22 protein-coding genes, 1 pseudogene and 1 riboswitch are annotated in these 20,731 nt (G+C 68.0%); of the genes and pseudogenes, 16 read left to right on the forward strand and 7 right to left on the reverse strand.

All coding sequences use genetic code 11. The features are described 5' to 3' along the window. The first annotated feature begins 2 nt into the window (after positions 1-2). The 3 genes from E0W60_RS11775 (at position 3) to E0W60_RS11785 (ending at position 2,618) form a co-directional block, all read left to right on the forward strand. Positions 3-845: a thiazole synthase gene (locus E0W60_RS11775; RefSeq protein WP_133098167.1), complete on the forward strand. Its 843-nt coding sequence runs from the start codon at positions 3-5 to the stop codon at positions 843-845. Continuing rightward, on the forward strand, positions 842-1,975 hold the full coding sequence (locus E0W60_RS11780; RefSeq protein WP_133098168.1) for a thiamine phosphate synthase: 1,134 nt from the start codon (positions 842-844) through the stop codon (positions 1,973-1,975). Before E0W60_RS11775 ends, E0W60_RS11780 begins: the two co-directional genes overlap by 4 nt. A gap of 193 nt (positions 1,976-2,168) precedes the next feature. After that, positions 2,169-2,618 (forward strand): PaaI family thioesterase, encoded by a 450-nt coding sequence (locus E0W60_RS11785; protein ID WP_063241153.1) that lies wholly within the window; start codon positions 2,169-2,171, stop codon positions 2,616-2,618. Positions 2,619-2,652: 34 nt separating this feature from the next. Here the strand turns inward: E0W60_RS11785 and E0W60_RS11790 are convergent, their stop codons facing one another. Then, positions 2,653-3,087, reverse strand: coding sequence for a PGDYG domain-containing protein (locus tag E0W60_RS11790; protein WP_133098169.1), 435 nt, complete (start codon positions 3,085-3,087; stop codon positions 2,653-2,655). Positions 3,088-3,094: 7 nt separating this feature from the next. Continuing rightward, positions 3,095-3,931, reverse strand: a complete 837-nt coding sequence (gene thiD / locus E0W60_RS11795) for a bifunctional hydroxymethylpyrimidine kinase/phosphomethylpyrimidine kinase (protein ID WP_167884580.1) — start codon at positions 3,929-3,931, stop codon at positions 3,095-3,097. Positions 3,932-3,989: 58 nt separating this feature from the next. Further along, positions 3,990-4,082: riboswitch (S-adenosyl-L-homocysteine riboswitch) on the forward strand. Between the two features lie 118 nt (positions 4,083-4,200). Here thiD and ahcY point away from each other — a divergent pair. From ahcY to E0W60_RS11815, 4 genes are all read left to right on the forward strand, one after another. Continuing rightward, on the forward strand, positions 4,201-5,619 hold the full coding sequence (gene ahcY / locus E0W60_RS11800) for an adenosylhomocysteinase (protein ID WP_135704245.1): 1,419 nt from the start codon (positions 4,201-4,203) through the stop codon (positions 5,617-5,619). 82 nt (positions 5,620-5,701) lie between these two features. Continuing rightward, a complete protein-coding gene (locus E0W60_RS11805; protein ID WP_133098172.1) occupies positions 5,702-6,052 on the forward strand; it encodes a phage holin family protein in 351 nt (116 codons plus the stop codon). 40 nt (positions 6,053-6,092) lie between these two features. After that, complete coding sequence (metF, locus tag E0W60_RS11810; RefSeq protein ID WP_133098173.1) at positions 6,093-6,923, forward strand: methylenetetrahydrofolate reductase [NAD(P)H]; 831 nt, start codon at positions 6,093-6,095, stop codon at positions 6,921-6,923. A 162-nt stretch (positions 6,924-7,085) separates the two neighbouring features. Next, entirely contained in the window at positions 7,086-7,829 is a 744-nt protein-coding gene (locus E0W60_RS11815; RefSeq protein ID WP_135704247.1) for a Mut7-C RNAse domain-containing protein, read from the forward strand. Between the two features lie 39 nt (positions 7,830-7,868). On the opposite strand, the gene E0W60_RS11820 is transcribed toward E0W60_RS11815, so the two are convergent. Next, positions 7,869-8,474, reverse strand: coding sequence for a 5-formyltetrahydrofolate cyclo-ligase (locus E0W60_RS11820; RefSeq protein ID WP_135704249.1), 606 nt, complete (start codon positions 8,472-8,474; stop codon positions 7,869-7,871). 108 nt (positions 8,475-8,582) lie between these two features. On the opposite strand from E0W60_RS11820, the gene E0W60_RS11825 reads away from it, so the two are divergent. From E0W60_RS11825 to E0W60_RS11840, 4 genes are all read left to right on the forward strand, one after another. Next, positions 8,583-10,538, forward strand: coding sequence for a lytic transglycosylase domain-containing protein (locus tag E0W60_RS11825; RefSeq protein WP_135704251.1), 1,956 nt, complete (start codon positions 8,583-8,585; stop codon positions 10,536-10,538). Positions 10,539-10,644: 106 nt separating this feature from the next. Next, positions 10,645-11,667 carry a complex I NDUFA9 subunit family protein gene (locus E0W60_RS11830; RefSeq protein WP_133098177.1) on the forward strand — a complete coding sequence of 341 codons (1,023 nt, stop codon included), beginning with the start codon at positions 10,645-10,647 and terminating at the stop codon, positions 11,665-11,667. A 153-nt stretch (positions 11,668-11,820) separates the two neighbouring features. Beyond that, entirely contained in the window at positions 11,821-12,510 is a 690-nt protein-coding gene (locus tag E0W60_RS11835; RefSeq protein WP_133098178.1) for a glutathione S-transferase family protein, read from the forward strand. Between the two features lie 55 nt (positions 12,511-12,565). Then, positions 12,566-13,801: a multifunctional CCA addition/repair protein gene (locus tag E0W60_RS11840; RefSeq protein WP_135704254.1), complete on the forward strand. Its 1,236-nt coding sequence runs from the start codon at positions 12,566-12,568 to the stop codon at positions 13,799-13,801. Between the two features lie 13 nt (positions 13,802-13,814). Here E0W60_RS11840 and E0W60_RS11845 read toward each other — a convergent pair. Then, a pseudogene (locus tag E0W60_RS11845) lies at positions 13,815-14,084 on the reverse strand (universal stress protein); the annotation flags it as partial. On the opposite strand from E0W60_RS11845, the gene E0W60_RS37505 reads away from it, so the two are divergent. After that, positions 13,971-14,228 (forward strand): ABC transporter permease subunit, encoded by a 258-nt coding sequence (locus E0W60_RS37505; protein ID WP_240745972.1) that lies wholly within the window; start codon positions 13,971-13,973, stop codon positions 14,226-14,228. The pseudogene E0W60_RS11845 and the gene E0W60_RS37505 sit on opposite strands and share 114 nt — an antisense overlap. Before the next feature lie 19 nt (positions 14,229-14,247). Here the strand turns inward: E0W60_RS37505 and E0W60_RS11850 are convergent, their stop codons facing one another. Continuing rightward, entirely contained in the window at positions 14,248-14,442 is a 195-nt protein-coding gene (locus tag E0W60_RS11850; protein ID WP_133098180.1) for a DUF2905 domain-containing protein, read from the reverse strand. A 15-nt stretch (positions 14,443-14,457) separates the two neighbouring features. Beyond that, the gene (locus tag E0W60_RS11855) at positions 14,458-15,675 is read right to left on the reverse strand and encodes a class I SAM-dependent methyltransferase (protein WP_135704258.1); all 1,218 of its coding nucleotides are present in this window, start codon (positions 15,673-15,675) and stop codon (positions 14,458-14,460) included. 15 nt (positions 15,676-15,690) lie between these two features. On the opposite strand from E0W60_RS11855, the gene E0W60_RS11860 reads away from it, so the two are divergent. The 3 genes from E0W60_RS11860 (at position 15,691) to ttcA (ending at position 18,113) form a co-directional block, all read left to right on the forward strand. Next, positions 15,691-16,548, forward strand: coding sequence for an SDR family oxidoreductase (locus tag E0W60_RS11860; RefSeq protein ID WP_133098182.1), 858 nt, complete (start codon positions 15,691-15,693; stop codon positions 16,546-16,548). A gap of 94 nt (positions 16,549-16,642) precedes the next feature. After that, the gene (locus E0W60_RS11865) at positions 16,643-17,047 is read left to right on the forward strand and encodes a dihydroneopterin aldolase (protein ID WP_133098183.1); all 405 of its coding nucleotides are present in this window, start codon (positions 16,643-16,645) and stop codon (positions 17,045-17,047) included. 124 nt (positions 17,048-17,171) lie between these two features. After that, positions 17,172-18,113 carry a tRNA 2-thiocytidine(32) synthetase TtcA gene (ttcA, locus tag E0W60_RS11870; protein WP_133098184.1) on the forward strand — a complete coding sequence of 314 codons (942 nt, stop codon included), beginning with the start codon at positions 17,172-17,174 and terminating at the stop codon, positions 18,111-18,113. Between the two features lie 84 nt (positions 18,114-18,197). Here the strand turns inward: ttcA and E0W60_RS11875 are convergent, their stop codons facing one another. Then, positions 18,198-19,025, reverse strand: coding sequence for a DUF6279 family lipoprotein (locus tag E0W60_RS11875; RefSeq protein WP_135704260.1), 828 nt, complete (start codon positions 19,023-19,025; stop codon positions 18,198-18,200). A gap of 290 nt (positions 19,026-19,315) precedes the next feature. On the opposite strand from E0W60_RS11875, the gene glmU reads away from it, so the two are divergent. Next, a complete protein-coding gene (glmU, locus tag E0W60_RS11880; protein ID WP_135704262.1) occupies positions 19,316-20,680 on the forward strand; it encodes a bifunctional UDP-N-acetylglucosamine diphosphorylase/glucosamine-1-phosphate N-acetyltransferase GlmU in 1,365 nt (454 codons plus the stop codon). The last annotated feature ends 51 nt before the right edge of the window (positions 20,681-20,731 follow it).

Here is a 20,731-nt window from a genome sequence, read left to right on the forward strand (position 1 = left end):
CCATGACATTCGAACCTTCCGAAACCCTGCGCGACCCGTTCGTGCTGTATGGCGAGTCGTTCGGCTCGCGCCTGCTGCTGGGCACCGCGCGCTATCCGTCGCCGGCCACGCTTGAAGCGGCCGTGCAGGCCTGCGCGCCGGCCATGATCACCGTCGCGCTGCGCCGCCAGGGCGCGGTGGGCGACGGCGAGGGCGGCCAGGCGTTCTGGCAGATGCTCAAGGCGCTGAACGTGCCGGTGCTGCCCAACACCGCCGGCTGCTTCACCGCGCAGGAGGTCATCACCACCGCGATGATGGCGCGCGAAGTATTCGAGACACCGTGGATCAAGCTCGAACTGATCGGCGACGACTACACGCTGCAGCCCGACACGCTCAACCTGCCCGCTGTGGCCGAGACCCTGATCAAGGAAGGCTTCAAGGTGCTGCCCTACTGTACCGAGGACCTGGTGCTGTGCCGCCGGCTGCTCGACGTCGGCTGCCAGGCGCTGATGCCGTGGGCCGCGCCGATCGGCACCGGCCGGGGCGCGGTGAATCCGCATGCGATGCGCGTGCTGCGCGAGCGCCTGCCGGATACGCCGCTGATCGTCGATGCCGGCCTGGGCCTGCCGTCGCACGCGGCGCAGGTGCTGGAGTGGGGCTACGACGGCGTGCTGCTCAACACCGCGGTGGCGCAGGCCGCCTACCCCGTCAACATGGCGCGCGCGTTCGCGCAGGCCGTGGAAGCGGGCCGCACCGCGTACCTGGCCGGCCCGATGCCCGAGCGCGAGGTGGCGCAGGCCAGCACGCCGGTGGTCGGCATGCCGTTCTGGCATGCGGAGGCGGAGCAGCGGGAGCAGCGCGCATGACCCGCCGCCCCGTCCACGTTCCCAGCGACGGTCCGCTGCGTGCGGCAGTGCTGGAGCATTATGGCGAGACCTTCGGCATCGACGACAAGCCGTGGCAGGCCTGGCGCCTGGAAGACGCGCCTGAGCATCCCGGCGCGCACGATGTGCTGCTGTCCGACGGCGAAGCCACCGAAGAAGCCATTGCGCGCGTCGCCGCCAGCGGCGCCACGCTGATCGAGACCGACCGCGAGGGCGGCCGGTGGATCGACACGGTGCGCTCGCCGATGGGCACCTGGGTGTTCTCGGTTGCCGCGGACAGCGACCAGCCGCATTCGGCAGCGTTCGTCGCGGTACTGCTGGCGAGCCTGTCGCTGCATTTCCCCGCGCATGATGCGCTGGCGCTGGCGCGCGCCTGGGCGCCGGGCTCGGCCGACTGGCCGACGGATTTCGCGCGTTTCCCGCACGTGCGCCATGTCGCGCTGGTGGCGCCGGAGCAGGCCGTCGAGCCGTTCGCGCCGTGCCCCGCGCTGGGCCTGTACGTGGTCGTGCCGAGCGCGGAATGGATCGAGCGCCTGGCGCCGCTGAACGTGCCGACGGTGCAGTTGCGCTTCAAGTCCGACGATCCCGCCGCGGTGCGCGCCGAGATCGCGCGCGCGGCCAGGGCCATGCAGGGCTCGTCGTCGCGCCTGTTCATCAACGACCACTGGCAGGCGGCGATCGACTACCACGCCGCCAATGGCGCGCAGAGCGGCATCTACGGCATCCACCTCGGCCAGGAAGACCTCGACGACGCCGACCTCGACGCGATCCGTGCGTCCGGGCTGCGGCTGGGCATATCCACGCACGGTTACGCCGAGATGCTGCGCGTCGCGGCGATCCGTCCGAGCTACCTGGCGCTGGGCGCGATCTTCCCGACCACGACCAAGGTGATGCCGACCCAGCCGCAAGGCATGGGCCGTTTCCGCGCATATGCAAAGCTGATGCAGCCGGTGATCCCGTCGCTGGTCGGCATCGGCGGCGTCAATGCCACGAATATGCGCGAAGTGCTCGCCGTGGGTGTCGGCAGTGCCGCAGTGGTGCGCGCCGTTACCGAGGCCGACGACGTGCCGGCCGCGGTGGCGCATCTCGTCAGCCTGTTCCCGACCGGCTGAGCGCGCGATCACGTGCAGAGTGTGTCCGGCGGTGTGCTCCCCTCTCCTTGATAGAGGGGAGCACACCGCACCTGGTGAGGGGCATCGCGTCGCCAAGATTTGTGCGACATTCGCCCAGCCGCGGGAACCGAAGCGGACCCCGCCGCTATGATGTCGGGCAGCATTCCCCGCCAGCCATCCCGCATCGCGCACCATGTCGACCCAGCTCCCCGAGATCATTCCCGCCGCTCCCGGCACGCCTGAGAAGCCCTATTTCGGCATCGATGTCCCGCTGATGCGCTATTTCGGCCTGCAGCCGGAGGTGATCGAGGAGGGCTACTGCCGCACGCGCCTGCCGGCGCACCCGCAGCTGGTGAACAGCCGCGGCGACGTGCACGGCGGCACGCTGATGGCGACGCTGGACTTCACGCTCAGCGGGGCGGCGCGCTCGCATGCGCCCACGGAAACGGGCGTGATCACCATCGACATGTCGACCCACTTCCTTGCCGCCGCGCGCGGCGAGCTGACGCTGGAAGCGCGCTGCCTGCGCCGCGGCGCGCGCATCGCCTTCTGCGAAGGCGAAGTGAAGGATGCGGCCGGCACCGTGGTGTGCGTGGCGCGGGCGGCGTTCAAGTTGGTGCCGCTGTCCAGCGGCGGCAACTGATCCCTGCCTGAACCTGCCCGAAAAACCCGGCCGCTCAGTCCTGCAGCGGCCGGTACACCTGTTCGAACCTCGCGCGCTCGGTGATGCCATAGTCGCCGGGCGCGTATTGCATCAGCCAGTCGCCCGGCTTGCCGTGCAGCACGTCGCCGCCGGCGCTGCGTTCGATGCTGAAGGCCTCGTGCATCTCGCGCGCCAGCACCGGGATCGGCTTGTTGCGATAGGCGCCGTCCTGGCCGTGCACCAGCGGCGGGATGGCGTCGTACTTGGGGTCGAAGCGGTCGCGCGACACGCACCAGCGGTCGCCGGTGCGGCTGGTGATCAGCGCATCGCCGGGCTGGTAGCGGTTGGGGCCTTCGCGGCTGACCAGCTCGCCAGCCTCGGTGGCGAATGCAACGTCGACGACTTCATGCTTGAGGTAGAAGGCGGCGTCGGGATCGCTGCGCAGATCGATATGGGTGAGCCTCTGCATCTGGCGCTCAACCCAGCGCGCGCGGCGCGAAGGCGTGGTTCAGCGGGCCGTTGCCGCTGCCAAGCCGCAGTCCCGCGCCGGCCGCGATGGCCTGCGCCACATAGTCCAGCGCCTTGCCCGCGGCATCTTCCAGCGCATCGCCACGCGCCAGCTGCGATGCGATGGCCGCTGCCAGCGTGCAGCCGGTGCCGTGCAGGTTGCGGGTATCGACGCGTGGATGCGTGAACACGCGCACAGTGCCGTCCTCGAGCATCAGCAGGTCGTCCAGCCCGCCGGCAATGCCGGCCGCGCCATCGTCTTCCAGGTGGCCGCCCTTGAGCAGCACGGCCGGGCAGCCCATCGCGATCAGGTCGGCGGCGGCCTGTTCCATGTCGGCGCGGCGCGCAATCCTGCGGCCCAGCAGGTAGGAGGCCTCGGGCAGGTTGGGCGTGACCAGCAGCGCGCGCGGGAACAGCAGCCGCACCATGGCCTGCGTGGTGGCGTCGTCGGACAGCGTCGCGCCCGAGGTCGAGATCATCACCGGGTCCACCACCAGCTTGCGGATGCCATGCCGGTCCGCCGCCGCGGCCACGGCCTCGACGATGGCGGCGGTGCCCAGCATGCCGGTCTTGGCCGCGTCCACGCCGATATCGCCGGCCACCGCGTCGATCTGCGCCGCCACCATGTCGGCCGGGATCGCATGCACGCCGGTCACGCCAAGCGTGTTCTGCGCGGTGATCGCAGTGATCGCGCTCATGCCGAAGCAGCCCAGCGCGGAGAAAGTCTTCAGGTCGGCCTGGATGCCGGCGCCGCCGCCGGAGTCGGAGCCGGCGATGGTCAGGGTGCGGGGTGGCGTTGGGATCATCTGTGAGGAAATCAAGGAGGGCCGGTGCGCAAGGCGGCCGGGCACGCTACAATACCGCCACTCCGAGGAGCGTTGCAACGGATGCGGTAGGCAAAAGTGCTACCCCATGCATCCGCCAGGCTCGGACTGTCTTCAACGGCGCTCGCTGATCCGTGGTTTCGCACGGAGGCGAGTCGACCTATCCGCCCGCTGCGCATGTGCCCGCTGCCATGCCGCCGCCCGATTTCCCGATCTCGTCACCTGCGTGCCACTCTTCACCGGAGTGAAAGATGAACGCCGTGACCGACCTGAAGCAAGACTACCTCGTCGCCGATATCAACCTGGCCGGCTGGGGCCGCAAGGAAATCGCCATTGCCGAGACCGAAATGCCCGGCCTGATGGCGATCCGCGACGAATTCGCCGCCGCGCAGCCGCTCAAGGGCGCGCGCATCGCCGGCTCGCTGCATATGACGATCCAGACCGCCGTGCTGATCGAGACGCTCCAGGCGCTGGGCGCCGACGTGCGCTGGGCCTCGTGCAACATCTTCTCGACGCAGGACCACGCCGCCGCCGCCATCGCCGCGGGCGGCACGCCGGTGTTCGCCTTCAAGGGCGAATCGCTGAAGGAATACTGGGACTTCACGCACCGCATCTTCGACTGGGCCGACGGTGGCACCCCGAACATGATCCTCGACGACGGCGGTGATGCCACGCTGCTGCTGCACCTGGGCGCGCGCGCCGAGAAGGACCAGTCGCTGATCGCCAACCCGGGCAGCGAGGAAGAAACCTACCTGTTCGCCGCGATCAAGGAAAAGCTGGCGAAGGACCCGAGCTGGTACAGCCGCAACCTGGCAGCCATCCGCGGCGTGACCGAGGAAACCACCACCGGCGTGCATCGCCTGTACCAGATGGCCCAGAAGGGCGAGCTGCGCTTTCCGGCGATCAACGTCAACGACTCCGTCACCAAGAGCAAGTTCGACAACCTGTACGGCTGCCGCGAATCGCTGGTCGACGGCATCAAGCGCGCCACGGACGTGATGATCGCCGGCAAGATCGCCATCGTGGCCGGCTACGGCGACGTGGGCAAGGGCAGCGCACAGGCGCTGCGCGCGCTGTCGGCGCAGGTGTGGGTCACCGAGATCGACCCGATCTGCGCGCTGCAGGCCGCGATGGAAGGCTATCGCGTGGTGACCATGGACTACGCCGCCGAGCATGGCGATATCTTCGTCACCTGCACCGGCAACTACCACGTCATTACGCATGAGCACATGGCCAAGATGAAGGACCAGGCCATCGTCTGCAACATCGGCCACTTCGACAACGAGATCGACATCGCCTCGATCGAGAAGTACGAGTGGGACGAGATCAAGCCGCAGGTCGACCACGTGAAGTTCCCGGACGGGAAGAAGCTGATCATCCTGGCCAAGGGCCGCCTGGTGAACCTGGGCTGCGCCACCGGCCACCCGTCGTACGTGATGAGCAGCTCGTTCGCCAACCAGACCATCGCCCAGATCGAGCTCTGGCAGGAACGCGACAGCGGCAAGTACCCGGTCGGCGTCTACACGCTGCCCAAGCACCTGGACGAGAAGGTCGCGCGCCTGCAGCTGCGCAAGCTGAACGCGCAGCTGACCGAGCTGACCGAGCAGCAGGCCGCTTATATCGGCGTGAGGAAGGAAGGCCCGTACAAGGCGGATCACTACCGCTATTGATGCGCGCAGTGAGGTAGCAACTCCCCTCTTCCGCTTGCGGGAGAGGGAGCAATCCCGCCATTGAGCCAACCAAGGAGCCGTCATGAGACTACTGGTCGTCTGGATCATCAACGCCGTTGCGCTGTTCGTGCTGCCGTACATCATCCCGTCGATCCACATCAAGAGCTTCGGCTCGGCGATGCTGGCGGCGCTGGTGCTGGGCCTGGTCAACACGCTGATCCGTCCGATCCTGGTGATCCTGACGCTGCCGGTCACGCTGCTGACGCTGGGGCTGTTTATCTTCGTCATCAACGCGCTGCTGTTCCTGTTTGTCGGCAACCTGCTGTCGGGCTTCACGGTCGGCGGCTTCTGGGCGGCCTTGCTGGGCTCCATCCTGTACAGCGTGATCTCGTGGCTGCTGTCCAGCCTGCTGCTGGGCAACCGCGACGACTGACCTTATTTCGCGCGCCGCGCCAACGCGACGCGCCACCATCATGCAAGACCGCTACTTCAGCTTTGAATTCTTCCCGCCCAAGACGGCGGAGGGCCTGGAAAAGCTGCGCAACACGCGCGCGCAGCTGGCTCCGCTCAAGCCCAAGTACATCTCGGTGACGTTCGGCGCCGGCGGCACCACCCAGCAGGGCACGCTCGACGCCGTGCTGGAGATCCAGCGCGAAGGCATCGAGGCCGCGCCGCACCTGTCGTGCGTGGGCTCGTCGCGCGAGAGCATCCGCGCAATCCTGCAGCAGTACCGCGAAGGCGGCATCCGCCATATCGTCGCGCTGCGCGGGGACATGCCGTCGGGCATGGGCGAGATCGGCGAGTTCCGCTACGCCAACGAGCTGGTGGAGTTCATCCGTGCCGAGACCGGCGACTGGTTCAATATCGAAGTCGCAGCGTACCCGGAGTACCACCCGCAGGCGAAGTCGCCGCGCCATGACCTCGACAACTTCGTGCGCAAGGTCAAGGCCGGTGCCGACTCGGCGATCACGCAGTACTTCTACAACGCCGACGCGTACTTCCGCTTTGTCGACGACGTGCGCGCGCAGGGCGTGGAAGTGCCGATCGTGCCGGGCATCATGCCGATCACCAACTACTCGCAGCTGATGCGATTCTCCGAGATGTGCGGCGCCGAAGTGCCGCGCTGGGTGGCCAAGCGGCTGGAGAGCTTCGGCGACGACCGAGAATCGATCCGCGCCTTCGGGCTGGACGTGGTCACCGCGCTGTGCGAGCGGCTGCTCGCCGCGGGCGTGCCGGGGCTGCATTTCTACACGCTCAACGCGGCCGCCGCGACCAAGGCGATCTGGCAGCGGCTGAAGCTGTAAGGAACCCGCTGAAGAAGAGAGCGGTTTTGGGTGCTCCAAAGCGGCTCGATCTTGCCAGGCAAGGTGTTCTCCCTCTCCCCTCATGGGGAGAGGGGAGCCTGCTGCATGCGTCCGTGGTGCCACCAGCGTACTAACACGGCAAATCGGTGCCATACTCGCCCCATGGTCACCGCCACCTTCCGCTTCTACGAGGAACTGAACGACTTCCTCGCGCCGGACCAGCGCCGGCGTGACCTGCCCTGCGCGTGCGCGCGCGCCGCGACCGTCAAGCACATGATCGAGGCGCTGGGCGTGCCGCACACCGAAGTCGAGCTGATCCTGGTCAACGGCGAATCCTCCGGTTTCGAGCGCCAGCTGCGGGACGGCGACCGGGTCTCGGTCTATCCCAAGTTCGAACGCCTCGACGTCACGCCGCTGCTGCGCGTGCGCGAACATCCGCTGCGCGCGACGCATTTCGTTGCCGACGCGCATCTGGGCGGACTGGCGCACCTGCTGCGCATGACCGGCTTCGACACCCTCTACGACAACCACTTCGAGGACAGCGAGATCGAGCGCATTGCGGTCGACGAAGGCCGCATCGTGCTGACGCGCGACCGTGAACTGCTCAAGCGCCGCGGCATCACGCACGGCTGCTATGTGCGGGCGCTCAAGCCGCGCCAGCAGGTGCGCGAGATCTTCGCGCGGCTCGACCTGGCGCGCAGCGCGCGGCCGTTCTCGCTGTGCCTGGACTGCAACGTGCCGCTGCACGCGCTGGAAGCGGCCGCCGCGGCCGGGCGGGTGCCAGACGGCGTGCTCGAGCGCCACCGCAGCTTCGTCACCTGCGACCAGTGCCGGCGGGTGTTCTGGGAAGGCTCGCACTGGCGCTGCATGCGCGCGCTGGTGGACGAGCTGGTGCAGGCCGGCTGAAACCGGCCGTTGCCCGCACGCTGCTGTCACCCTATCGGGCTAGAACGCCCCCGCTTCGGTAACGATCCAGTCCATCGCCACGTCATGCGGCTGCGCGGGCAGTGCAATGCGGCACGCTTCATAGCCGATGCCGATCGCCACGGGCCGCTGCGCCATTGCCGCCAGCGTGCGGTCGTAGAAGCCGCCGCCGTAGCCCAGGCGGAACTTGTCCGGGCTGAAGCCGACACAGGGAATGACCAGCGCGTCGGGCGTCACGGCCTCGGTGCCGTCGGGGACCGGGATGCCATAGTGGCCCCTGGTCATCGGCGTGTCCGGGTCCCAGCGATGGAAGTCCAGCGGCGCGCCGGGCCGGCTTACCGCCGGCAGCGCCGCCTGGCGCGCGGGCACTGCCGCGAGCCATTGCGCGACCGCGCCGCGCGCGTCGAACTCCTGCTGGATCGGCCAGTAGAAGCCAAGGCAGCGCACGGCCAGGCCCGCCAGCAGCTCGGACAACGCGGCGGCGATGCGCGCATCGGCATCGTCGCGCGCGGGCAGGGCGGCACGCAAGGACAGCAGGCGCGCGCGCTGCGCGCGGCGGTCCTCGGCGGGGTCGGTTTGAGAATTCGCAGGCGAGCTTGCAGCCGAGGTGGCGGAACTTGAGGACATGGCGTGGGATAATGCCCGCGTCCGAACCAACACGGACGGCGGAAGCTGCTGCGGCCCTTGCCTTGCATGGCGGCACCGGCGCCGCCGTCATCGACAAGGAAGCAAAGAATGCTGAAGGGAGTATATCTGCAGCGTGCAGGGCGGGCCGCCTGGATCGCCATGGCATGTGCACTGCTTGTCACGCCGGTCCATGCGCAGAAGCGCCCGCAGGCGCCCGTGCGCCAGCAGCAGCCGGCGGTGATCCCGAGCGATCCGGACGAGGCCTTCGCCGCGCTGCGCGAAGCGGCGCGCAAGAATGACGTAGAGCGCGCCTACGCGATCTCGGCCACGCTGGTCGACTACCCGATCCCGTCGTACGTCGAGTACTTCCGCATCAAGCCGCAGATGTTCGACGCCAGCGGCCTGGCGCGCATCGACGCGCCCGACGACCAGGTGCGCGCCTTCCTGCAGCGCTACAAGGGCCAGGCCATCGCCGACCGCATGCGCAACGACTGGCTGCTGGTGCTGGGCAAGAAGCGCGACTGGGCCAGCTTCGATGCCGAGTATCCGCAGTTCGCACTCAAGGACGACACCCAGGTCGAATGCTATGCGCTGCTGTCGCGCGCGCTCAAGGGCCAGAACGTTGCCGCCGAGTCGCGCCAGGCGCTGAGCGATCCGCGCTATTTCGGCGAAGGTTGCGTCGACCTGATCGGCTACCTGGTGCAAAGCCAGCAGATCCAGCGCAGCGATGTGGCCTTCCACGCGCGGCTGGCGCTGGAGCAGAACTACCTCACGCTGGCCGGCAAGATCGCCGCGCTGCTGCCCGATGCACGCGTCGACGGCGACGCGCTCGCCACCATCGTCAAGATGGCGCGCACCGATCCCAACCAGGCCGTCGCCTACCTGGGTACCGTCCAGGGCACGCTGTCGCGCGACGAGCAGGGCGCCGCCTGGGGCGTGATCGGCCAGTTCGCGGGCAAGAAGCTGATGCCGGAAGCGGCCAACTACTACCGCCGCCAGATGGACCTGGGCGGCAACCAGTGGTTGTCCGACGACTCCCAGGAATGGCGCGTGCGCGCCGCGCTGCGCCAGGGCGACTGGAAGCAGGTGCGCCAGGCAGTCGAGCTGATGCGTCCCGAGCTGCGCGCCAAGGACCCGGCGTGGCTCTACTGGTACGGCCGCGCGCTCAAGGCCGAAGGCCGCGACACCGAGGCGCAGCAGAACTTCCAGCAGATCGCCGGCCAGTTCAACTTCTATGGCCAGCTCGCCAGCGAAGAACTGGGCAACCGCATCACGCTACCGGCGCGCACCGCCGTCGGCGATGCCGAAGCCAATGCCATGCGCGCGCGCGCCGGCTTCCAGCGCGCGCAGAAGTTCTACGCGATGAACATGCGCTTCGAGGGCAACCGCGAATGGAACTGGGAATTGCGCGGCATGAACGACCGCGAGCTGCTCGGCGCGGCGGAGTACGCGCGCCGTCTCGAACTGCTCGACCGCACCGTCAATACCGCTGACCGCACCCGCAACGAGCATGACTTCGAGCTGCGCTTCCTGATGCCGTACCGCGACATCATGCAGCGCGCGACCGACGATGTCGGCCTCGACATGGCGTGGGTCTACGGCCTGATCCGGCAGGAATCGCGCTTCCTGATGAACGCGCGCTCGTCCGCCGGCGCGCACGGCCTGATGCAGGTGATGCCGGCGACGGCCAAGTACGTGGCGCGCAAGATCGGCATGAACGACTTCTCGCCGCAGATGATGGGCGATCCCAACATCAACATCCTGCTCGGCACCAATTACCTGAACATGGTGCTGACCGACCTGGACAGTTCCTGGGCGCTGGCGTCGGCGGCATACAACGCCGGTCCGGGCCGGCCCAAGGCCTGGCGCAGCACGCTGGCGCGGCCCGTGGAAGGCGCGATCTTTGCAGAGACCATCCCGTTCAATGAAACGCGCGGCTATGTGAAGAATGTGCTTTCCAACGCTACGTACTATGCTGCATTGATGAGTGGCCGGCCGCAGTCGCTGAAATCGCGCCTGGGGACGGTCGCGCCGTCGCCGGTGACCACGACCAGCCTGCCCTGACGGGCACCCGACGGGACGGGCCGCTGGTGTGCCGCGCCGGGCGCGTCGCGGCGGCCTGGCTTGCGCAATGCGCCGCGACGTGCAGTCCACTTTGCACGGAGGCATCATGCAGACCAGCAACGTCCTCGTCATCGGTGGCGCCGGCTTTATCGGCAGCCACCTTGTCTCGCGCCTGGCCGGCGCCGCTTCTGCCTCGGGTGCGCCGCTGGAACCCGGCAGCAATCCCGATTCGCCGATCGCCCCCGACCGCATCGTGGTCGGCACCCGCAACGTCGAGCACGCGCAGCACCTGTTGCTGCTGCCGCGCGTCGAGGTAGTCGAACTGGGGCTGGCCGACAATGCCGCGCTCGACGACGCCATCGGCTCGCTCGGGGTCGACGGCATCGTCGTCAACCTGGTGGGTGTGCTGCACGGCGAGCGTGCCGATCCCTACGGCGAGGCCTTTGCCAGCGCTCATGTGGAAATGGTGCGGCAGATCGTGGCCTCGTGCCTGTCCACCGGCGTGCGCCGGCTGTTGCATATGAGTGCGCTTGGCGCCGACAGCCAGGGGCCGTCGATGTACCTGCGCAGCAAGGGCGACGGCGAGCGCATCGTGCGCGCCAGCGGGCTGGACTGGACCATCCTGCGGCCGTCGGTGGTGTTCGGCCCCGACGACCATTTCCTCAACCTGTTCGCGCAGATGCAACAGATGGCGCCGGTGGTGCCGCTGGCGTGCGCACAGGCGCGCTTCCAGCCAGTGTTCGTGCAGGACGTGGTGCAGGCCTTCCTCAATGCCATGGTCAACCCTGCCACCATCGGCCGCGGCTATGAGCTGGGCGGCCCGCAGGTCTATACGCTGGAGGAGCTGGTGCGCTTCGCCGGCCGCGCATCCGGCCATCCGCGCCCGGTGATCGCGCTGCCGGATGCGCTGGCGCGGGTGCAGGCGACCATCATGGAACACATGCCGGGCGATCCGCTGCTGTCGCGCGACAACCTCGACTCGATGCAGCTGGACAACGTGCTCGAGCATCCGGTCGCGCCGGAGCTGGACCTGCATCCGGCCAGCCTGGAATCCGTGATGACCGACGCGCTGGCGGGGCGCAATCGCGATGCCGCGCTGACCTCGATGCGCGCCAGCGTGCACCGCTGAAGGGCGGGCGGGTCAGGGCCGCGGGTGGCCTATGTGACCCATTTTCGGATCGGTTGCGAGAGCAATTCACTTTGAGGCAGGCGGGCGCGCTGGCAAAATGACCGGTCCGGCGCGCCGCCGCCGTCTCCCTTCGCCTCCCCCCAAGGACCTACGATGAAGCTCGTCATCGGCAACAAGAATTACTCCTCCTGGTCGCTGCGCCCCTGGCTGCTGATGCGCCAGGCCGGCATCGAATTCGAAGAGGTACAGGTGCGCCTGTTCACCGGCAGCTTCGCGGCCGAGATCGCGCGTTATTCGCCGGCCGGCAAGGTACCGGCGCTGGTCGACGGCGACGTCACGGTGTGGGACTCGCTGGCGATCGCCGAATACGTGGCCGAGCGTTTCCCGGAAAAGACGCTGTGGCCCGCCGACCGTGCCGAGCGTGCGGTGGCGCGCGCAATCTGCGCCGAGATGCATTCCGGCTTCACCAACCTGCGCAGCCAGTTGCCGATGAACGTGACCGCGGTGCTGCCCGGACGCGGCTGGAACGTGGCGGTGCAGCGCGACGTCGACCGTATCGCCGCGATCTGGAGCGGGTTGCGCCAGCAGCATGGCGCGCGCGGCCCGTTCCTGTTCGGCGAGTTCACCGTGGCCGACGCCTTCTTTGCGCCGGTGGTGAGCCGCTTCGCCACTTACGGCATCCACCTGCCGGAAGACGCCAAGGCCTATGCCGACTTCATGCTGGCGCTGCCGACCATGCAGGAGTGGATCGCCGCCGCGCGCGAGGAGCGCGATTTCCTGGCCGACGACGAGCCTTACCGCCTGTCGCCCGAGCGGCCCGACGCGATCATCGTCAACCACTGAGACTGAGCGATACCGCCGGCGCCGGCGCGCCGGCACCAGAGAAGAGGCCACAACGATGCAGGTGTATGCCGTCGGCGGCGCGATCCGCGACGAACTGCTGGGCAAGCCCAGCCAGGACCGCGACTACGTAGTCGTCGGCGCGACCCCGCACGAGATGGTAGCCGCGGGCTATCGCCCCGTCGGCAAGGATTTCCCGGTCTTCCTGCATCCGCGCACCCACGAGGAATACGCGCTGGCGCGCACCGAGCGCAAGACAGCGATGGGATACAAGGGTTTTGCCTTCTACTGCGAGCCCGATGTCACGCTGGAAGACGACCTGGTCCGGCGCGACCTGACCATCAATGCGATGGCGCGCGAGGTCGATGCCGATGGCAACCTCGTCGGCCCGGTGATCGACCCGCATGGCGGCCAGCGCGACCTGCAGGCCCGCCTGTTCCGCCATGTCTCGGATGCCTTCGCCGAGGACCCGGTCCGCATCCTGCGGCTGGCGCGCTTTGCCGCGCGCTTCCACGAGTTCACCGTCGCCGCCGAGACCCAGCGCCTGATGCGCGAGATGGTGGCGGCCGGCGAGGTCGATGCGCTGGTGCCCGAGCGCGTCTGGCAGGAACTGGCGCGCGGCCTGATGGAAGCGCATCCGTCACGAATGTTCGAGGTGCTGCGCGACTGCGGCGCGCTGGCGCGGCTGCTGCCCGAGCTTGACTGCCTGTGGGGCGTGCCGCAGCGCGCCGACTACCATCCCGAGGTCGATACCGGCGTGCACGTGATGATGGTGATCGATACCGCCGCGGCGATGGGCGCGCCGTTGCCGGTGCGTTTTGCCGCGCTGGTGCACGACCTGGGCAAGGGCACCACGCCCGAGGACGTGCTGCCGCGCCACGTCGGCCACGAGATGCGCAGCGTCAAGCTGCTGGAAGAGGTCTGCGCGCGGCTGCGCGTGCCCAACGACTGCCGCGACCTGGCGCTGGTGGTGGCGCGCGAGCATGGCAATATCCATCGTTCGCTGGAGATCAGCGCCGCCGCGGTGATGCGCCTGCTCGAGCGCTGCGATGCGCTGCGCAAGCCGGCGAGATTTGCCGGAGTATTGCAGGCGTGCGAGGCCGACATGCGCGGACGCAAGGGCTTCGAAGCGGGCACATACCCGCAGGCGCCGCGGCTGGCAGCGGCGCTGGAGGCGGCAACGGCAGTCGATGCTGGCGCCATCGCCCGCGCCTGCGGCGATGCGGTCGACCAGATCCGCGACCGCATCCACGAGGCGCGCGTGGCGGCGGTGGCAGCGCGCATCGGGGGCTGAACGCGGCTCTCTGCTAGCGGTAGACGAGCACCGGGATCTTAGTGTGCGTGAGCACCTTTTGCGTCTCGCTGCCGATCACCAGCGCCTGCACCCCCCGCCGCCCGTGCGAGGCCATCACGATCAGGTCGCATTGCCGGGCGTCCGCCTCGTCGATGATCGCCTGGAAGATGTGGTCGCCGGTGGCGCAGGCGGTATTGCAGGCCACGCCTGCCGCGGCGGCCTCGCCGGCGATCGGCGCGATATCGAGGAAGCCGCCATGATGGACGGGCTGAGCCGCTTCGGCGCCTTCCTGACGGTGGTGGTGCCGGTGTCGTCGAGCGGTATCCTGACCGTGGTCATCTTCAGCATGACGCTGGCGATGCAGGAGTTCGTCTACGCCCCGACCTTCATCACCGTTGCGGGATTTACCGTCGGGGCGATCAAGTGAGCCTGGTGGACTAGAGGGACTAGAGCAGCTTGCCGATCACCAGCGCCACCAGCGACAGCAGGATCGTCGATGCAAACGGCAGCACGAATTCCCGCCCGAACACGCGGAAGCGCACGTCCCCGGGCAGCCGTCCCAGCCCGAACTTCTGCAGCCACGGCAGCGCCGCGGACAGGATGATCACGCTCAGGAAGATAGTGAGGGTCCAGCGCAGCATGGCGTTCGCGATGGCTTACAAGGTATGGCAGCGGTCGCCGCGGGCGAAGCCGGCCAGCGGCTCGCTCTGGTCCGTGCCGTCGTCCAGGCCCCGCGTCAGCGCGATGACCTTGAACAGCTCGCCCATTTCCGCTTCGGACAACAGCTTCTGCACGGCGTTGGCCTGCGGCAGGAAGGCGCGCGCATCGGACGGGTCAAGCGCCATCAGCAGCTCGGTGATGCCGGCGTTCATCAGGAAGCGCGCCTGCGAGGCAAAGCCCGACACCGTCAGCCCGGTTTCCACCGCGGCGGCGGCGATGCCGCTGAAATTGACGTGCGTGGTGATGTCCTGCAGGCCCGGGTAGAGGAACGGGTCCGGGTGCGCGTGATGCCGGTAGTGGCACATCAGCGTGCCGCCGGCGCGCTGCGGATGGTAGTACTCGGCGGCGGGGAAGCCGTAGTCGATGAAGAAGGCGGTGCCGCGCGCCAGCATCGCGCCGACGGCACGCATGAAGCCTTCGGCCTCGGCGTGGGTTTCGGTGACGACATCGTGGTCGCCGGGGATGTCGTGGAGCATCGCCGGCACGTCGGCATCGGCGAGCACGCGGTCCTCGAAGCGGAACGCGGCGGCCGCGCCGGGTTCGGTGCCCGCCACGCCGCTGCGCGTCACGCCGCGCTCGTGCCAGCGGCCGCCGGTGCGTGCGTAGAGCTGCACCGGCATTGCATCGAGCACTTCGTTGCCGACGATGACGCCCTCGAAGCTGTCGGGCAGCGCATCCAGCCAGCGCACGCGCGCGGCCAGGTGCGGGGCGCGCTGCGCCAGCGTTTCCTGCTGGCGCGCGCGCAGCTCACCGGACAGTTCGACGATCGCGTATTCCTGTGGCAACTGGCCTTCCTGCTCCAGCTCCAGCAGCAGGTCAGCGGCCAGGCGGCCGGTGCCGGCGCCGAATTCCATCATGTGTGGCAGGCCCTGCGCGATCAGCGGCGCGAACTGGCGCGCCAGCGTGCGCGCGAAGAACGGGCTCAGTTCCGGCGCGGTGATGAAGTCGCTGCCGTCGCGGGCATCGCGCCCGAACTTGGCCGAGCCGCCGCTGTAGTAGCCCAGGCCGGGCGCATACAGCGCCAGCGCCATATAGCGGTCAAAGCCGATCCAGCCGCCGGCCGCATCGATCGATTCGCCAATACGGGCTGTAAGGGTATCGGACGCGGCCTGCGCGTCGGCGGGGGGAAGGGGTAAACTAGCGGCTTTCTGCATCCCGCGATTGTAGCAATGCCCGCATCCGATACCTCGGCACCCGCTGCCGCCCAGCCTGCAGCCGCTGCCGCCACGGCCCAGTCCGCCGCCCGCGGCGTCGCCCTCGTCACCGGCGGCGCGCGCCGCCTGGGCCGCGCCATTGCGCTGGAACTGGCCACGCAGGGCTGGGACGTGGCCGTGCACTGCCACCGCTCGGTGGACGAGGCCGAAGCGCTGGCGACCAGGATCCGCGGGCTCGGCCGCCGTGCCGCGGTGCTGCGTGCCGATCTCGCCGACGAAGCCGCCACCGGCCGCCTGATCGCGGACTGCATTGCCGCGCTGGGCCTGCCGACCTGCCTCGTCAACAACGCCTCGCTGTTCCAGTACGACGTGGCGACCAGCTTCTCCTATGCGTCGCTCGATACGCATATGCGCACCAATGTGGCGGCGCCGTTGCTGCTGGCGCGCGAGCTGCACAAGGCGCTGGCCGCCGCCGCGGATGGCGACAAGGACAAGGCCGCCGAACCGCGCGGCGTGGTGATCAACCTGCTCGACCAGAAGCTGGACAACCTGAATCCCGATTTCCTGTCATACACGCTGTCCAAGGCCGCGCTGCAGACCGCCACGGTGCAGCTGGCGCAGGCGCTGGCGCCGCGCATCCGCGTGGTTGGCGTGGCGCCGGGCATCACGCTGGTGTCGGGCGAGCAGTCGGAGCAGAGCTTCCGCCGCGCGCATCGCGTGACGCCGCTGGGCCAGTCGTCGACGCCCGAGGATATCGCCCAGGCGGTGGCCTACCTCGCACAGGCGCGCGCCGTCACCGGCACCACGCTGTACGTGGACGGCGGCCAGCACCTGATGCCGCTGGCGCGCGACGTGATGTTCCTGACCGAGTAAGCTGGCGCCTGTACGCCAGGCACGCCGGCAAGCCGTACCCTGATGTGCCGCGCCCCCCGGCGCGGCGTTCCCTTTCTAGTCTTTTCTCCCAGCCATGACCATGCTCGCCGCTCTTTCCCACCCCAGCCTGCAGGACTGCCGACGCATGTTCCTGCGCAACTATGAAGTGCAGATCAATATCGGCGTGCATGAGTTCGAGAAGAAGGGCGAGCAGCGCGTGCTGATCAATATCGACCTGTTCGTGCCGCTGGAAGAATGCACCCCGCACGCCGACAAGCTCGACGAAGTAGTCGACTACGACTTCATGCGCAACACCGTGGCCGAGCGCATGGCGCAGGGCCACGTCCACCTGCAGGAAACGCTGTGCGACGACGTCGCGCGCGCCATGCTGAAGCATCCCAAGGTGCGCGCCGTGCGCGTGTCGACCGAGAAGCCCGACGTGTACCCGGACTGCGATTCCGTCGGCGTCGAGGTGTTCCACATCAAGCAGGGCGCTTGAGCCGGCAGCTGCGTTATCTGCGGCTGCCCGGCGCCTGCGGCGCGCGGGCGCCTGAAGTAAAATGTTGCCCCTTCGCGCGCTGCCGGCCATTCCATCCGGCAGGCGCCATGCAACAGGATGCTCCATGAGCCACTCGAACAATTTCTACCGCCTCGAGACGAGGCTGCAATCGCAAACCGGCAAGGCCATCGGCGACTTCGGCATGATCGAGGACGGCGACACCGTGCTCGTCTGCATGAGTGGCGGCAAGGACTCGTACACCATGCTGTCCGTCCTGATGGCGCTGCAGAAGCGCGCGCCCATCAAGTTCAGGCTGATCGCGATGAACCTGGACCAGAAGCAGCCGGGTTTCCCGGAGCACGTGCTGCCCGAATACCTGAAGTCGGTGGGGGTGGAATACCTGATCGTCGAGGCCGATACCTACTCGATCGTCAAGGAGAAGGTGCCCGAGGGCAAGACCACCTGCTCGCTGTGCTCGCGCCTGCGCCGCGGCGTGATCTACCGCACCGCCAAGGAGCTGGGCGCCAACAAGATCGCGCTGGGCCACCACCGCGACGACATCGTCAACACCTTCTTCCTGAACATGTTCTTCGGCGGCAAGATGAAGGCCATGCCGCCCAAGCTGGCCACCGACGATGGCGCGCATATCGTGATCCGCCCGCTGGCGTACTGCTCGGAGAAGGACATTGCATCGTACGCACGCGCGATGGAGTTCCCGATCATCCCGTGCAACCTGTGCGGCTCGCAGGAGAACCTGCAGCGCAAGAAGGTCAGCGAGATGCTGCAGGAGTGGGAGCGGCAGAACCCGGGCCGTATCGACAATATCTTCTCGGCGCTGCGCAACGTGGTGCCCTCTCACCTGGCCGATACCGAGCTGTTCCCGTTCACGGGGCTGGCTACCGGGCTGGCCAAGGTGGACGAGGCTTCGCTGTTCGGTGAGACCACATTCCAGCAGCAGCCGCTGGTGTTCGCGGGCAGCATGGAAGAGAACCGGATGGAGTTCGTGCGCTTCGAGCGCCCGCCGGTGTCCGCGCCCGGGGCGGAGCAGGCCGGCGCGCCGCAGTAACGCCGCCAACCGCCACCACATGGCAACAATGCCCGCGCGAGCGGTCCGCTGCGAGCGGGCATTTTGCATGTGTGCTGCCAAAGCTCAGTTCGTCGCCGCCGACTGCACCGGGGCGTTCGCCTTCTCCCGCATCAGCGCGTTGGTATCGTCGATCCACCTCTGGAACCGGTCCTGCGCATGTGCCTTCTGCTTCGGCGTGGTCATGTTGGCGATCGCCACGGTCAGCGCAATGCCGGCGCTGGTACTGGCATCGTGGCTCACGGCATGCTTGCCCGGCGGGTTCTGCCAGTAATCGCGGAAGCGCCGCAGCAGGTCCGTCACCTGCGGCTTGGACGGCTGCGTGGCCTGCACGTAGCGCACCATCTTGAGCCATTCCTGCTGGCGCGCCACCCGCTCGGCGTAGCGCGACTCGGCGTTCTCGACCACCGGCAGCACCGCCGCACGGATCTGCTTTTCCTGCTCGCCGGAGAAATCGCCATAGACCAGCCGCGCATAGTCCATCACCTTGTCGAAACGGGCGTCGACCCGCTCGGCCGGGTTGGGGTTCAGGAATTTCTTGCGGTATTTGGCGTTGCCCTCGGCGAATTTCTTCTCCATGCGGGCGATCTGGTCGGGCGTCAGCGTCAGCAGAAAGTCGGCCATGTCGGGCATGGCCTGCTCGTACGAGCGGCGCGCCAGCTGCTGCGAGGCGTCCTGGAAGTGCTCGACCATGGCCGGCGTCACCGGCTGGCGGACCTCGGCCTTGGCCTGCTGCAGCAGGCCCGAGATCTCGGGCAGCTGGGACTTGCGGTGCCAGGCGAAGAAGCGCGCGATGGCCTCGCGCGTGAGCGGCTCCTGGGCCGAGGTCACATCGACATAATTGTCGATCCACCAGTAGGCCAGCCGGTCACCCTGCTGGTACCCGAGTTTCATCGCGTTGCATGCGCACAGCGCCGCGGCGCTGAAAATCACCAAAATCCGCCGCGCCCACCGATTGTGAAATTCGGAAACAGCGCCGGGTTGCGCAGAAATCGCCATGTTAAAATCGGCGCGCATTGCAGCCGGGCCGCTTCGATCGCCGCCAGCCCAAGACTGGCAAGGGTTTGCGGGATTCCGCACCGACCGGGCCCGGACCTGCAGCCAAGCTGGGCGGCGAAGACCGCGAATCACCCGGTTGGCGCTTTTCAGAATATTTTCGGACACACTCACTTAGGGGTCTCCTTGTGAATATCGTCATTCTCGCCGCGGGCATGGGCAAGCGAATGGTTTCCGATTTGCCCAAGGTACTGCACCCGGTTGCCGGGCGGCCCATGCTGGCGCACGTCCTGGATACGGCTCGCGCGCTGTCGCCGTCGCGGCTGGTCGTAGTGGTCGGCCACGGCGCCGCGCATGTGCGCGAGGCGGTCGCCGCCTACGATGTCGCCTTCGCCGAACAGGCCCAGCAGCTGGGCACGGGCCATGCGGTGATGCAGGCACTTCCATTGTTGGACGACAGCCAGCCGACATTGGTTCTGTACGGTGACGTGCCGCTCACAACCGCAGCCACGCTCAAGGCACTGGTGGCCGAGGCAGGCTCGGAGCGCTTCGGCGTGCTGACGGTCGAAATGCCCGATCCGACCGGCTATGGACGTATCGTACGCGACGCGGCGGGCAGCATCGTCCGCATCGTCGAGCAAAAGGATGCCAGCGAGGCCGTCAAGGCCATCCGCGAAATCAACACCGGCATTATCGTGTGCCCGACGGGCCACCTCAGGCGCTGGCTGTCAACACTCGGCAACGACAATGCCCAGGGCGAGTACTACCTGACCGACACGGTCGAGCGCGCCGCCAGGGAAGGTGTCGAGATCGTCTCGGCGCAGCCGGCGGCGATCTGGGAGACGCTCGGGGTCAACAGCAAGCTGCAGCTCGCTGAAGTCGAACGCATCCACCAGGGCAACCAGGCGCGCCGCCTGCTCGAAGCCGGCGTGACGCTGCTGGATCCGGCGCGCATCGATGTGCGTGGCGAGCTGACCTGCGGGCGCGATGTCACCATCGATGTCGGCTGCGTGTTCGAAGGCCGCGTGCACCTGGAAGACGGCGCCAGCATCGGCGCCCATTGCGTGATCCGCAACAGCACCGTGGGTGCCGGCGCGCAGTTGCACCCGTTCTGCCATGTCGACAGCGCCAGGATCGGTCCTGCCGGGCGCATCGGGCCGTACGCGCGGCTGCGTCCGGGCACCGAACTGGGCGAAGATGTCCATATCGGCAACTTCGTCGAGGTCAAGAATGCCCAGGTGGCAGCGCACAGCAAGGCCAATCACCTGGCCTATGTTGGAGACGCCACAGTGGGTTCGCGCGTCAATATTGGCGCCGGCACGATCACCTGCAACTATGACGGTGTCAACAAGCACCGCACGGTGATCGAGGACGACGTCTTTATCGGCTCCGATACGCAGCTGGTCGCGCCGGTGACGGTACGCCGCGGCGCCACGCTGGGTGCAGGCACCACGCTGACCAAGGAAGCGCCTGCGGATAAGCTGACGCTGTCGCGCGCCAAGCAGTTGACCGTCGACGCATGGCAGCGTCCGGTCAGGCAGCCGAAGAAGTAATCGCCAGGCCGCCGCGTGAGCGGCCAAGGAAAGCGCCGGCCCGGGACGGGC

The organism is Cupriavidus oxalaticus, from assembly GCF_004768545.1.
Taxonomy (GTDB): Bacteria; Pseudomonadota; Gammaproteobacteria; order Burkholderiales; family Burkholderiaceae; genus Cupriavidus; species Cupriavidus oxalaticus_A.